This window comes from Bacteroides gallinaceum (genome assembly GCF_030373775.1).
Classification (GTDB): Bacteria; Bacteroidota; Bacteroidia; order Bacteroidales; family Bacteroidaceae; genus Phocaeicola; species Phocaeicola excrementipullorum.
The window spans coordinates 1-14,066 of record NZ_JAUDEN010000048.1 but is presented as its reverse complement, the minus strand read 5'-3'; the positions used below and the strand labels follow the sequence as shown (position 1 = coordinate 14,066).

Sequence of the window (14,066 nt, the reverse complement as noted above, 5' to 3'; positions counted from 1 at the left end):
CCGCCCCTGCCGCATCCTGCGCAAAGGATTCCGAATCTCGGCTGATGAATTCTGTTGTGCTGGATTACAGCGCGTTTGCCTGGCATGAAGACTTGAATATGTCCCGGTAAAGCTACCTCTTCACTCCAGTGATACGTTCTCCTCACTCCAGCGATTCGTTCTCCTCACTCCAGTGATACGATTTCTTCACTGGAGTGAAGAGGTGAAGGCAACGGGACATTCCGGAGCAGGCAGCAGGGCAGGGGTCAGAACGGATAGCCTATGGCAAAGTGGATGCCCATGCCGTCTTTGAAATTGGGGATGTTGTAGTATCCTTTTTTCTCCGTATCATACGGCACGTGGAGCGCGATTCCGAAGTCCAGGCGGAGGATAAGGAACGACAGGTCGTAGCGGATTCCGAAGCCGGTGCCTGTGGCTATGCTGTCGAAAAAGCGGTTGAGGGTGAATTCCGCACCCGGACGGGCTTCGTCTTTCCGCATCAGCCATACGTTTCCGGCATCGAGGAAAACGGCTCCGTTCAGATTTCCTCCCAAAAAGTTGGAGAGCATGCGGAAACGGTATTCGATGTTCGCTTCCAGCTTGATATCTCCGGTTTCGTCGACATACGAATAGTTGGTGCTGGAGGCCGGGCGGAAACGTCCCGGTCCGATTGAGCGGATGGTGAACGCACGGATGCTGTTTGCACCTCCCACGTAGAACTGTTCGCTGTAGGGGGCGATGGTCTTGTTTCCGTATGCCCAGATGACACCTCCCATCACGCGCGTGGCAATCTGCTGTTTCTCGCTGATGTTGAACAGATAGCGGAACTCTGTGGAGTATTTTACGAACTGGGCAAACGGGTTTCCGAGCAGTTTCTTTTCCTGTTTCTTGAAACTCTGTCCGAATGCCGCATAAATCATGGAGGTTACGTTTCCTGCCGAGGTCAGCGAGTTTTCCCACCACAGGCGGTTGCGCTTCTGCTTGTACGTGTTGTCGTAGGTGAGCGTATAAGAGAACGACGGGATGAACTGGTCGTCCAGACTGTGGAAGAGCATCGGGTTCTGGCTGGCGATGGCGTTGAATTCGGCCGTCCGCCTCTGCAGCATGTTGAAAGCCAGATGCACCGGCGTAACCGTGTGCTTCAGTCCGCGCCGCCGCTGGAAGTTGTAAGTCACTTCTCCTCCGAAAGAGAGCATCTTGAAGTAGCGCGCACGGTTCACCTGGCTGGCATAGATCTTGAAGTCGGTCTGCGAGGGGAAGCGGAAAGCGTTCATCCGGTTCTGCTGCCAGGGGAGGACCAGACGCGGGAAGTTCAGCGACAGGGCCGCTCCCAGTTCATACGAGTTCATCACGGAGCTTTCTCCGTCCACCGTCGAGCTGGTCTGCCATTCGTACGATCCGTTCAGTTCCAGGTTCAGCGACGCCCCCATCCGCTTGAAGTTCTTTTTAGACAGTTTGAATACGGCTCCCGGTCCTGTCTGCTTCGTGCTTTTGGTCTTTACGTTCAGTTCCAGCTCGCTGTCGTATGGCAAGTCGAACATGGCGTTTATCGTGATGTCCAGCGTGTCTGTATCGCCCTTCGGATTGTATCTGAATTCGTTGAACTTGAATATGCCTAGGCGCGACAGAGCCTGCTGGGAGTAGTTCTGTTTCTGTTGCGAAAAGATTTCGCCGTTTCTGTAGAGGAATCTTCTGCGCAGTACGCCGAAGCGTACGCCCGGCTTTTTCCCTGCATAGTTGACCTGGAAGTGGCGGAACTTGATCGAGTCGGTGGGCTGTTCTCCGTTCTGTCCGATCAGGTTGACCGTTGTGTTTCCTATATGATAGGTTCTCAGGGCGTTTTTCGGCACGTTGGGCTGCTGCGCGATTTTCAGGTTGACATATCCCGGCTTCATGATGGTGTCGGCGAGGAACGTGATGAACTCGGAACGGTAAAAGTAATACCCGTTGTTCTTGAACAGCTCTACGAGCCGTTCTCTTTCCTGGTTCAGCGTGTTCACGTTGAACGGGTCGTCTTTGTGCAGCATTGTTTCATCTTTGTTTGCCTGGATCAGGCTGTCGCAGCGCGCGTCGAATCCGGCATACATGACAGAATCCAGCAGGTATCCGTGGCCGAAGTTGACGGTATAGTTCAGCTTGGCTTTTTTAGGATTTTTCAATGTATCTACCGTATAGGTTACGTTTCCGTTGAAATATCCGTAATCCTTCAGCAGGTTGGTGGCCACTTTGCTTCGGGTGTCGGGGTTTACGGTGGAGATATAGACCGGGTCGGCGGCCAGTTTGTTGAAAATCCATTTGCCTATTCCCTTGTCGTATCTTTCGAACCGGTTGTATATCCACAGCCCGAAGGGGAACGGCCAGCGGGATTTCGGACTTCCGAAGAACGAGTTGTTCGGCGCCACGTTGATTGCCCCCATCACCTCTTCCAGCGTGCTTTCTCCGGTCTTGCTCTTTTCGTAGTTTGTGATTTTCGGTGTCGGTGTACCGACATACAGCACTTCTCCTTCGGCCAGGTGTTTGGTTGTGGAGCAGGATGCCAGAATGAGTGCCGGCATCAGTCCGGTCAGTAGAGTCTTATAATTCAGTTTCTTCATTTTCTTCTGCGCTTGTAGGTTTGTCATTTTTCCTTTTCTTCCGGAAGATGAACAGTTCGCCCAGTTTTCCCACCTTCTTGCGGAGGACAATGCCTGCTCCTGTTTCCGTAACTTCGCCGTCAAGTATATTCTCGTACGTCTTGTCGTGGAATACCTTTATATATCGTGTGCCGCTGTCGTCCAGCCGGTATTCCAGCGAGATGTTGTCGATGAAGGACTCGTCCTGTTGCTGCACATTGTTTCCCGTAGACACCTTTCCTCCGATAACTACCCTTATCCGGTTGTTCCAGAAGCGTTTGGCAAATTCAAAGTTATAGTCGGTCCGTGTAGATCCCGTTTCTCCGTCGTCGGTCTGTTCGATTCCGAAGTTCACGTCGATGGTTTTCAATGCGCTTCCTGCCACCTTGTTGATCTGATCCTGCAAGAACGAATTCATTACGCTGTTGGCGTTCAGCCCGCCTCCGGCAGTATTTCCTTCGGCCATATACATTCCCGTAACGAGCATGGTTACGGCAAGCTTGTTCTTTTCTTCCGCCGACATGGATGCAAGATCGTTTTGCACGCTTCCGTCTTCCGGGGCATCGATCGTGAAGGTGAATCCCAGGTTGTCAAGCCGGTTGGTGATGTCTACTCCCACGTCAAAGTTGACGGTTCTGGCATTCTGTCCTTCCTGTGCTACGGAGGCTCTCATTCTTTCCGTTGCCTTGATGTTCAGGTTCGGATTCATGAGGTCGCCCGTCCATTCGATGTAGCTTCCTTCCTTTATGTGGAATGTTTTCAGCGGAATGATAGGGAGTTCGTATTTCATCTCTCCGCTCAGCAGGGTGTACCGTCCGCTCAGAATCATGTTTCCTTCCATTGTATATTGGAATGAAAGATCTCCCCCTCCCTCAAACCTCATGTAGTTGCTTCCCTGCTCGTCCAGGTTTACCCGGCACTGCACTCCTTCGTCGATATGAAGCGTCATGAGCATGTCTATACCTCCCAGTGTAATCATCTGGAGGGATTCGGGGCTGACAGAGGCGGTGTCGTTGAAGTTGACGAATGTGACGGTTTCTCCCAGCTTGTCCTCTACGGTGAGCGGCGAATCCTTCAGGATGTATGTAAAGTCGCTTCCTCCCCGGATGTTCATGTTCCCCCGAATCATCATCAGGTTGGGAGTTCCGCTCAGCACGGAGTGGAAGTCTACATACAGCTTGCCGTAGACGAGGGATTCTTTTGTCTTTTTCGCATTGAGCAGTTCAAAGTTGTTGGCATCCATTTTCAGGTTCATTTGGATGTTTGCCATGTCTGCCATATTTACATTGCCGTCGATGGTGAAAGGCGTTTTTCCTTTTGTAAATATCTTGAACCGGTTGAATATCAGTTTGCTGTCTTTAATCTCAAGCGGGCGGTCGTCAAAGCGCAGGTTCAGTGATGCCTGGGGCACGAACACATTTACGCTGTCCAGATTGATTGTTCCGTTGATCAGCGGCGCGCTGACATCTCCTTTCACAGACAGTCCTCCGTCGAGATCTCCGCTCAGCACTGCCGTTCTTCCGGGGACAAACGAATTTGCTATGTCGAGCGGGAGATGGTGCAGTTCCATCTTCGCGTCTATTTTGTCTGTTTCTTCCTTGCTTCGTGCCGGATAATAGGAACCGCTGAGGCTGGCTATCTCTTCGTCGTTTCTTGTGATGAATCCGTCGATGCTCTGCACTCCCGATTGTTTGGGCAGGTAGACTGCGCTCAACGCCCAGTTGCCCATAGGCTGTTTGCTGTATGCCAGATTGTTGATGCTTGTTTCAACTGCAATCTGGTCGCTTTGGTCCGTCTGCACATAGTGCGCTTCCAGGTTGATGATTCCTGCGATGTCGGGCATATAGGGAATGATTCGTCTGAACTCGGCAATGTCCAGCCGGTTAATTCCCAGTGTAAGATTTTGTGTGGCAAGGCTGTCGGGCGTAGAATACAGGCTGAGGCCGGTGTGGTCTTTGTCGTATATGGACAGATTTGCCATGATCCGTCCGTCATCTCTGAGAAGAATATAGTTGTTTTCGTTAACGAAGAATTTGCGGTAGACCAGTGTCGGGTCAAGCGGCATGATATGCAGGCTGATGCCTTCCTTTTGCAAGCCGGCAGTCATCCCTAAGTCGACCCCGCATTCTTTTTTCCCGTTGAAATATCCGATGTTCACGTTGGCATGTGTAGAATCCACCCTGCTTTGAAGGGTGATGTCGAACGCCTCCTGATAGGGCTTGTCCCCAGCCTTCACTTCACTCTTGAACGTCAGTCCGTTATGTTCTTGAGCCGCATAGAACCTGATCGTGTCGAGCGACAGGCTGTCTGTGTGCAGTCCGAGCAGGTAAGCATTTCCGTTCAGTCCCGCCTGCGGATCTGTTTTCAGGTTGACTCTGAGCTTGTTGAAAGACAGTTTCCGGATGGCGAGCGTGTTTGAAACGGGGTTATCGTGCCCTGCGAAAATCCGCAGTTGGGCGGTGGGCAGAACCTGTTTCAGCTCGTCAAAGTTGAATTTGCGTGTTTCCCATTGCGCGTTCAGCATATTGATTGCGTTTTGCGCCTGGGATGCAAGTTCGTCAATGCCTCCTTTGCTCCGGAACAGAAAAGTAAGGTCGCCTGCGTTCACGTAGCAGTGGATGGAGTCGCGCGCCGTAGTCCCTCCCACATGCAGGTCTTTGGTTGTAAATGTTTTCTTGTCTGTTATGAGATGGATGTTTTTCATGGATACCCTCGCGCTGTGGCTCTTTTTCATGTCGGTTGCCGCACTCAGTTCGATGTCTTGAGTGGTTTTGAACGGAGCAGACGTAAAGCCCAGTCCGTGCCAGTCAAGGTTGAGCACATTGACGGTGCCTTTGGCGCTGATTCTTTTCGGGTTGATCCGGGCGTTCAGTTCCGAAGATATGTGCATGAGATTATCCTTGGCATTGAAATGCAAGGCAGCTTCCGAGTGTTTCAGCTCTGCGTCAAGTCCGATTCCTGAAAACACTCTCGACCCATACCGGAGATGGTCGAGCGACGCATTTGCCCGCATGACGGTAGCCGGCGAGAAGAAATCGAGCTTTTCTCCTTCTGCTGTGACGGACGCCGTCAGCTCAAAGATTGAATCGTTTGGCATGAAGTTGTGGATATTCAGGTTGTTTGCCAGTACGGAAGCTGCGTAAGCTTCGCTTTTCATGTTGAATTTTCCTTTCAGCTCCAGCAGACCTTCTTCTTGTTCGATTCGGGTATCGGCAGACAAAGCATTTCCTTTCAGTTCAGCTTTTCCTTTCAATATTGTTCCGGAAGGAATTGTGACGCCTCCTGTCAGTTTTTCCAGAAATGACATCTGGATGAACTTCCCGGTCAGACTGATTCCCCCTTCTCTGGCTATGCTGTCCAGCATATGGTGCAGTACGCCGTCGGCTTCCAGGCGGAAATTGCCCGGAATGCCCATTGAGCAGGTGGTGAGGCGCAGCTCGTCCAGGCTTCCGTCTATTCCGAGCCGTAATTGTATTGGAGCGGAAGGCAGTGCGTTCGTTACCTCTTGCGGAAGGTCAGGAACGGCTTTTATCAGATCGGCCTTGCCGATGTCGGCCATCAGGCGGGCGCTTAGCTTTCCGTCTTTGTTCTGCTCCGTGACACTCCAGTCGGCCGTGGCATTGAACTCAAGCGACGAGTTTGCCGTGTTTATTTGCAGAGATGGCACATGGATGGCCTGGTTGTCGGCTCTCAGTTCGCCCTGCGTTGACACGATCTGAAGTCCGGAACGCTCTTTCAGGTCGAACTGACGGATGAGGGCGCGTATGTTGTTTCCTGCATAGCAGATTGAATCCAGTCCGATGTTGATGTCGGTCAGTTCGATGTGCGAAGGATCCAGTCCTTTGTCTTCGTGTGGCGCGTTTCCTGAGTTATATGTGATTTTCGTTTGCTGGAGGTTGAATTCTTCGGCGGTGTACGCTTCCTTGTGGAGGTCGATGAATCCGTCACGCAGGGATGCCTTTCCTATGTCGAATCCCATGTCCATCGTGTCGAGCGGCATCTGCATGAGGAAGGACACGTTTTCGAGGCTGATATCTTCCAGCCTGATCTTCCAGTACAGAGGCGAACTTGCTGCAGCCGTGTCGGCTGCGGTCGTGTCGGCGAGTACCATGGCAAGCTGTGTGTCTTTCAGTTTCAGGTTGTTCAGAACGGCCGTTTCGGGAGTCAGCTTCACTCCGTGCGAGTCCAGAAAGAGTTCCCCCAAGTTTCCTTTCAGCTGCATGCCTTCAATCAGGTTGAGCGTGTTGACAGCAGCCTTTTCAATCTTTATTCCGTCTATTTCCACCTGCTTTTTGAACAGGGGGAGCATTTGGATCTGTACGGTCAGTTTGCTGACGTTCAGAATCGTGTCATTGTTTTCTGTGACTTTTGTGTCGTGGACGACAAGGTCAAGCGGAAATGAGAGAGAGATGCGTCGGATCTGTATGTTCATTCCTGTAGCCTCTGCCGCATATTGGGTGGCCTTCCCGACAATGAAATTCTGTATGGGAGGAATATAGAGCAATATGCAGATGATTATAAACAGCAGGATAGGACTCGCCAGAACGATTCCGCCCCATTTTACGTACCTTTTCATTTTCAAAATTCTAGTTAGTTCTTGCGAATATATAAAAAAAGTATTGAAAAAAAGATTTTGTCGGGAAACTATTCGTTTATAGCCATTATTTTTTTACCTTTGTACAGTTACTAAACATTAATACACTTATGAAACCAACTTTATTTGTATTGGCCGCCGGTATGGGAAGCCGTTACGGCGGTTTGAAGCAGCTTGACGGTCTGGGCCCAAGCGGTGAAACGATCATGGATTATTCTATTTTTGATGCAATCCGTGGCGGATTCGGCAAGCTTGTGTTTGTGATTCGCCGTGACTTTGAGAAAGATTTCCGTGAAAAGATTGTAAGCAAGTATGAGAATCATATCCCCGTTGAGGTAGTGTTCCAGGATCTGGATAACTTGCCGGCGGGTTTCACTTGTCCTGAAGGACGTGTTAAGCCGTGGGGTACGAACCATGCGGTATTGATGGCTAAGGATGTAATCAAGGAACCGTTTGCCGTTATCAACGCAGACGACTTTTACGGAAGGGACAGCTTTGCCGTATTGGGCAAGTACCTGTCTGAACTCCCGGAAGGTGTCAAGAATGATTACTGTATGGTAGGATTCCGTATCGGCAACACATTGTCTGAAAGCGGAACGGTGGCACGCGGTGTCTGCGCGATGGACGAAAATGCACATTTGACTACCGTTGTTGAACGTACTGAAATCATGCGTGTTGACGGAGTGGTTTCTTACAAGGATGAGAAGGGCGAATGGGTCGGCATTCCTGACAATACTCCGGTATCAATGAACATGTGGGGCTTTACTCCCGACTACTTCAAATATTCAGAAGACTATTTTGCCGAATTCCTGAAAGAAAACATCAGCAACTTGAAATGCGAGTACTTCATCCCGCTGATGGTGAACAAACTGATCAACGAAGGTACAGCTACCGTAAAGGTGCTTGACACAACTTCCAAATGGTTTGGCGTGACATATGCAGCCGACCGTCAGGGAGTAGTCGACAAGCTCCAGGCTTTGGTGGATGCAGGAGAATATCCTTCGAAACTGTTCTGATTTAAAAAAAGATGCCTTGAAAAAAAATATGACCGCCGATGGAAGAGGCTCCGTCGGCGGTTCTTTTATTGGGGTTACACCCCGTAAACCTCTTTGTAAATGTCTTTCCGTATGTCTTCAAACCGGTTGTCGATGCTGTCCGTTCCGTAAAACATCAGTTTGAGCGGCATTCCTTCCCCTCCTTTTCTGTATGGAGGCTGAAAATAATCTTTCTCGCACAGCTGCAGCCCGCACCGTTTGTAGAATCCGATTCTTCGGATGCTCATCTCGTCGGCCGGTTCTTCCACCTCCAGTACCAATATGTCGGGAACGATTTCTTTGACTTTCTCCATGATTTGTTTTCCGTATCCCCGGTTTCTTACTTCCGGTGAAGTGGCGAGGTGTTCCGCATAATGGAATCCGTCGAGCTTCCAGAGGGTGAACAGCCCTACCTGTATATCTCCGTCTGTTATCAGGTAGCAGGAGAACTTGGGGTTTGTATCTGTATTCTTGCGTTGTTCTTCGTCGTCCCTCCGTTCTGCTTCCGGAAACGAAAAGTGCAGCAGGTTTTCAACAAAAGGGTAGTTGCTGTCGGATGTGTTGATTTTTGTAAATGTAATCATCGGATGGTTGAGTTTTTAGGTTATTTGTCTGTATAAAAACGGATCAGCTTTTCCAGTGCACGCTGGCATACGGGACAGAATACGGGCGCTTCATTGATTTTCATTCTGCATTCCGTGGTGGGGCGGTAGATGCCTTTCTGCGTATATCCCGCTCCTTCGTATACGCCTACTTTGGTGTATATCAGTGATTTTTCGGTTTGTACCGGCGTGGGAACAGGCGTTCCGGGTTCAACCATGTCTTTCCATTTTGCATCGAAGTCTGCCAATGTGGTGATGTTCTGTTCCCATGGTTCGATGCTGTAGGGATATTGAGGGCTCGGTGCGGCATCGTAGGCATATTCATCGGCCAGTCCTCCAAAGCTGTGTCCGAACTCATGCACGACCACCGGTTTGAACATCGGGTGATGAGCTGTGGTCAGGGTGTATGAATTGTAGATGCCGCCTCCGCCATATGTATCGGTGTTTGCCAAAATGATGATGTGTTCGTACGGAATGCCGGCAAGCCAGTTGTGGATGGCCTTTACGCTGCGTGTAGTCAGGTAGCGGTCGGAGTAGAAAGTGTCAAAGTGTGAGCTTACCGCAGTCTTCTTCCATTCGTTTTGCCTTGGAATGCTCACGCCGCTGTCTTTTGATTCGCTGAACACGGCAACCACGTTGAAGCGGCTCTTCAGTTTCTTGAACGGTTCGTGGCTGAAAAGTGCCTCGCATGCGGTCTGTGCGTCTTTGTAGAACAGTTCCGTTTCTTCTTTTGTATATCCTTCGGCAAGAATGGCTATATCAATGCAGTTTTCTTCACTTCCGCTTTTGAGCAGGTATCGGTGGGGGGTGATGGAAGCTTCGTCGCCCCGCTGATGAATGAGTATGTCTTTCGGGTCGATTTCGTGCGTCAATGATGCGGTTTCCTTATGATACACATCTTTCAGCCTGATTGTGACGGTGGCCGTATTTTTAGGGAAAGGAATCAGAAACGTATTTTCAAATCCCCGGGTTACTTTTTTCGCTTCGGCTTCGCATATCCATTCCTGAAAAAGGCTTGAAAAGGATGTGCGGTAAATGATTTTGCCGCTTGCCTTGTCTTTCATTTCGATTTCGCCGTTTCCTGCCAGCGGAAGTTCGCTGAGGTGATGGCGTCTGCCGGCCCATTGGGGAAGCGATGAGAGCTCGTCAAGGCAGATAGCCTGTGCTTCTGAGTTTCCGCTGAAAATATAGTCAGCCCTGATTGTTTTATTTACAAAATAATCGTCAAAGTTTTGTGCCTGTCCGGCGAAAGCAGACAGACCGATGCAGATAGCTGCGAGAAGATGTCTTTTCATGTACGGTTAAGTTTTATCGTTTGCATACAAATGTACGAATAACCGTTGAATCTGCAAAAAATATTCGGGGTGAGGATCAGGAGCTTTGGGACTGCATCGTGTCTGGGGCGACTTGACTTTCATACTTTCTGGCGGTAAAAATTATCAGTCTGGAAGATTTTTAAAGGAAAATCCTTATATTTGCCGAAATAAAAATATAGAAGAGATGGGACATCATCAATTAGACAGTTTAGACGAGCAAATTTTAAGATTGATAGCAGACAATGCGCGCATTCCGTTTCTGGAGGTAGCGCGTGCATGTAACGTATCGGGAGCAGCCATTCACCAGCGCATCCAGAAGTTGACTAATTTGGGAATCCTTAAAGGTTCTGAGTTCATTATCGACCCGGAAAAAATAGGATATGAAACCTGCGCTTATATCGGCCTTTATCTAAAAGATCCGGAGCAGTTTGATTCTGTGACCGAGGCGCTGAAGTTGATTCCTGAAGTGGTGGAGTGCCATTTCACTACCGGACAGTATGATCTGTTCATTAAGATTTATGCGAAGAACAATCATCATTTGTTGGAGATAATCCACGATAAGCTGCAGCCGCTGGGGCTGTCACGTTCTGAAACGATCATTTCGTTCCGTGAAGCCATCAAGCGCCAGATGCCTATTCTGGATCTGGCGAATGACGACTGATTTTTCGGACTGTTATTGTCGGCGGCATCGCTCGTAGTCGACAAAGCTGTAGGAGTAGAGATGCTTTTCGTCTTTCGGATGGCATTCTCTGCTTTTTTCTTTCCAGTCTGTTTCCTTTATTTCCGGGAAAAAGACATCGGCGGGCTTTTGGTCATCGTCTACTTCCGTCAGATAAAGTCTGTCGGCAAATGCCATAGCTTCGCTGTAGATGCTGGCGCCTCCGATAATGAATACTTCCTCTTCTTTCCGGCAGGCGTCCAATGCTTCTTGCAGGCTGCTGAAACACTCTGTTCCTTCAAATGTCTTTTTCTGCGATGTCAGTACGATGTTCCGGCGGTTTGGCAGCGCACCTTTGGGAAGCGATTCAAATGTTTTTCTTCCCATGATGATGGTGTGTCCGGTTGTCAGTGCCTTGAAACGTTTCAAATCGTTGGGCAGCCAGTAAAGCAGTTGGTTCCCGAAGCCCAGGCCGCGGTTCCTGTTGATTGCTGCAATGATGGATAATGTCATGTCTTTCTTGTTTTTAAACGGATACTTTTCCGGCGATGTGAGGCCAGGGATCATAGTTCTCGAGCTGGAAGTCTTCGTATCTGAAACTGAAAATGTCCTTTATGTCTGGGTTCAGTTTCATGGTCGGGAGCGGGCGGGGAGTGCGGGTCAGTTGCAGATCGACCTGCTCCAGGTGGTTTAGATAAATGTGTGCGTCGCCCAGCGTGTGGACAAAGTCACCCGCCTTGAGTCCGGTCACTTGTGCCATCATCTGCAGCAGGAGTGCATACGATGCGACGTTGAACGGCACGCCAAGAAAGGTGTCGGCGCTGCGCTGGTACATTTGCAGGCTGAGCCGCCCGTCGGCTACGTAAAACTGGAACAATGCATGGCAGGGAGGCAGGTTCATATTCTTCAGGTCGGCCACGTTCCATGCGCTGACAATGATGCGCCGGGAGTCCGGGTTATGCTTGATTGTTTCTACAGCTTCCGATATTTGGTCGATGAACTTGCCGTCGTATCCTGGCCATGAACGCCACTGATAGCCATAGATGTGTCCCAAATCGCCATTCTCGTCTGCCCATTCATTCCAAATTCTTATTCCATGCTCCTGCAGGTATTTTACATTTGTATCTCCCTGCAAGAACCAGAGCAGTTCGTAGATTATGGATTTCAGATGCAACTTTTTTGTGGTGAGCAGCGGAAAGCCTTCTTCCAGATTAAACCGCATCTGGTGGCCGAACACGCTCAGTGTTCCGGTTCCGGTGCGGTCGTATTTCTTCACTCCTTCCGTCCGGATGCGGTGGAGAAGATCAAGGTATTGTTTCATTTGTCTTTTGTTGGTTTGTTTCTGCAAAGGTAGGCAATTTTTTGTTGCATGCGCGTTTGCGTCTGTTCAATTTATTGGAAACCGCAGCGCTTCTTGTTTCTTCTTATGGCAGCAGACGACATTCCCAGCGCACTTCGGATTAGCCTTTCTTTGGTTGGAAGGATATGCTAAATGCCTTTTATATATTTGTTTATGCACTTGCGGTCCCAGTTTATTCCGTGCTTGACTATTTTTGCCGGAATGCCTGCGATGATCACGTTCGGTTCGTTGAATCGTTTGGTCACAATGCTTCCCCAGCCTACGATGCTGTTGTCGGCAATGCGTACGTTTTTGCCGATTTTGACATCTTTGCCTATCCATACGTGGCGTCCTATTTCGATGCTTTCAGCGTAGTTGATGGGAATGCCGTCAAGGTTTGTGATTGTATGCGCATCTGTGCACCATATGTCCACTCCCCAGCTCAACTGGCTGTCATCACCGATGCTGACATGTGATCCGTCTTCTTGAAGATAAAGTGTGACTCCATTGATAACCACCCTGTTGCCTATTGTTACAGTGCATCCGTCGGCTGTGCGCGAAACGCCTGCCCCCAGTCCTGGCAACTGACCGATGATGAGTTTCAGTCCCGTCATTCCTAATATGGGCGAATGACGGACAATAACTGCTCCCATGTCCACGCGGTTGTTGTTTCCTTTGACTATGAGCAGAAATCCGCCGCCGGTCAGCAATTCTTCTGCGCTTTCTTCCGAATCGAAGCGCAGAAGCACGCGGTTGTCGTTTCCGATAATGGAAATGTCCGACATTTCAAGCAATTGGCTGATTCTTGTATCTTCTGTATTCAGGCAGCATATTTCTCTGTCCGGAAATGCAAACGTGATCTGGTTGTTCTGTCCTTGGATATTCATAAGTTGCTTTTGTTTATGGTTTTACAAATGGATGCCTGCCGATTGGAGGCTGTTTGTCGGTGAACAGCCGTACATGCTTTTGTATGCTTTCGAGAAGTGCGACAGATTCTTGAAGCCTACATGAAAGCAAATGTCAGAGATGTTCTGTTTGCCGGACTGTATAAGTGCGTATGCTGCTTCCAGCCTGCGGTGGACAATCCATTTTTGGGGTGTCAGGCTACTTACCTTTTTGAAGTCGCGCTTGAATGTGGCGAGGCTTCTCCCTGTGTAGTTGGCCATTTCTTCCAGACTGAAGTCGTTCATGTAGTTTTGTTCCATGAAATCCATAATGTCAATCTTCCACGGATCGGCAAAGTCAAAAAGCGATGCGTACAGGTTTTGGTCTGTATTCAGAAGTACATACATTCCTTCGGTCATTTTCAGGTTCAGCACTTCGTCCGTGGGTTGGATGCCGGAATCAAGGTAGGGAGTCATTGACTCGAACAGGCTTGCGATGTCCGGACGGTTGGAGGGCAGTTTGTACAGGCTGATTTCGTTTCTCCGCGCATTTTCCGGAAGATTATTCTTGTTCAGCCTGCTGTAGAAATTGCGGAGGAATCTGGTGGTGAACATCAGAAAGATAGCCTTGAACTATTCACCTTTATATCCCTGCTTGATCAGTTGCACGCTGAAGTCTTTGCGGATGAAAGCGCAGTCCCCTTTGTGCAGTTTGGTTGTTTGGCCGCGCTCCTTTATTTCCAGTTCTCCGGAATACATATAGACCAGCACATGCGAATGGTTGCGGTGCAGGCAGCTTCTGCCATTGTCGAAGTACATTGCCAGAAAGATGTCCGAATAGCGCAATGTATTGACTCCTTTCATGCTATTTGTTTCCATGTTTCCTGTTTTTTTCTGTACAAAGATAAGCATCTGTAGGATTCATTGCAAAAGAATCCGAAGGCTGACAGCTGGAGTCCTTGGGAATTAAGCAAGTGTGCAAAATTAAATGATATGATCAGAAACACAGATTTTTATAGGCTGATTCTCAACATCTACTTAGCATATG

General features: G+C 49.3%; 9 protein-coding genes and 1 pseudogene. 2 read left to right on the top strand and 8 right to left on the bottom strand.

Annotated features, from left to right (window positions below):
• Positions 1-245: 245 nt before the first annotated feature.
• Positions 246-2,573 (bottom strand): translocation and assembly module lipoprotein TamL, encoded by a 2,328-nt coding sequence (gene tamL, locus QUW60_RS14590; protein WP_289561400.1) that lies wholly within the window; start codon positions 2,571-2,573, stop codon positions 246-248.
• Positions 2,554-7,167: a translocation/assembly module TamB domain-containing protein gene (locus QUW60_RS14585; RefSeq protein WP_289561397.1), complete on the bottom strand. Its 4,614-nt coding sequence runs from the start codon at positions 7,165-7,167 to the stop codon at positions 2,554-2,556. The genes tamL and QUW60_RS14585 overlap by 20 nt, the downstream gene beginning before the upstream one ends.
• Positions 7,168-7,295: 128 nt before the next feature.
• Between QUW60_RS14585 and QUW60_RS14580 the strand changes: the two genes are divergently transcribed.
• Positions 7,296-8,201: a glycosyltransferase family protein gene (locus tag QUW60_RS14580; protein WP_258338128.1), complete on the top strand. Its 906-nt coding sequence runs from the start codon at positions 7,296-7,298 to the stop codon at positions 8,199-8,201.
• Between the two features lie 74 nt (positions 8,202-8,275).
• Here the strand turns inward: QUW60_RS14580 and QUW60_RS14575 are convergent, their stop codons facing one another.
• Both QUW60_RS14575 and QUW60_RS14570 read right to left on the bottom strand, forming a co-directional pair.
• Entirely contained in the window at positions 8,276-8,803 is a 528-nt protein-coding gene (locus QUW60_RS14575; protein WP_289561395.1) for a GNAT family N-acetyltransferase, read from the bottom strand.
• Between the two features lie 20 nt (positions 8,804-8,823).
• Positions 8,824-10,116, bottom strand: a complete 1,293-nt coding sequence (locus tag QUW60_RS14570; protein WP_289561393.1) for a M64 family metallopeptidase — start codon at positions 10,114-10,116, stop codon at positions 8,824-8,826.
• A gap of 205 nt (positions 10,117-10,321) precedes the next feature.
• Between QUW60_RS14570 and QUW60_RS14565 the strand changes: the two genes are divergently transcribed.
• Positions 10,322-10,798, top strand: coding sequence for an Lrp/AsnC family transcriptional regulator (locus tag QUW60_RS14565; protein ID WP_258338131.1), 477 nt, complete (start codon positions 10,322-10,324; stop codon positions 10,796-10,798).
• A gap of 12 nt (positions 10,799-10,810) precedes the next feature.
• On the opposite strand, the gene QUW60_RS14560 is transcribed toward QUW60_RS14565, so the two are convergent.
• The 4 genes and pseudogenes from QUW60_RS14560 to QUW60_RS14545 form a co-directional block, all read right to left on the bottom strand.
• Positions 10,811-11,308 (bottom strand): dihydrofolate reductase, encoded by a 498-nt coding sequence (locus QUW60_RS14560; RefSeq protein ID WP_289561391.1) that lies wholly within the window; start codon positions 11,306-11,308, stop codon positions 10,811-10,813.
• A gap of 13 nt (positions 11,309-11,321) precedes the next feature.
• Complete coding sequence (locus QUW60_RS14555; RefSeq protein WP_289561388.1) at positions 11,322-12,116, bottom strand: thymidylate synthase; 795 nt, start codon at positions 12,114-12,116, stop codon at positions 11,322-11,324.
• Between the two features lie 167 nt (positions 12,117-12,283).
• A complete protein-coding gene (locus QUW60_RS14550; RefSeq protein WP_289561387.1) occupies positions 12,284-13,021 on the bottom strand; it encodes an acyltransferase in 738 nt (245 codons plus the stop codon).
• Between the two features lie 21 nt (positions 13,022-13,042).
• Positions 13,043-13,882, bottom strand: a pseudogene (locus QUW60_RS14545) (helix-turn-helix domain-containing protein).
• Positions 13,883-14,066: the final 184 nt, after the last annotated feature.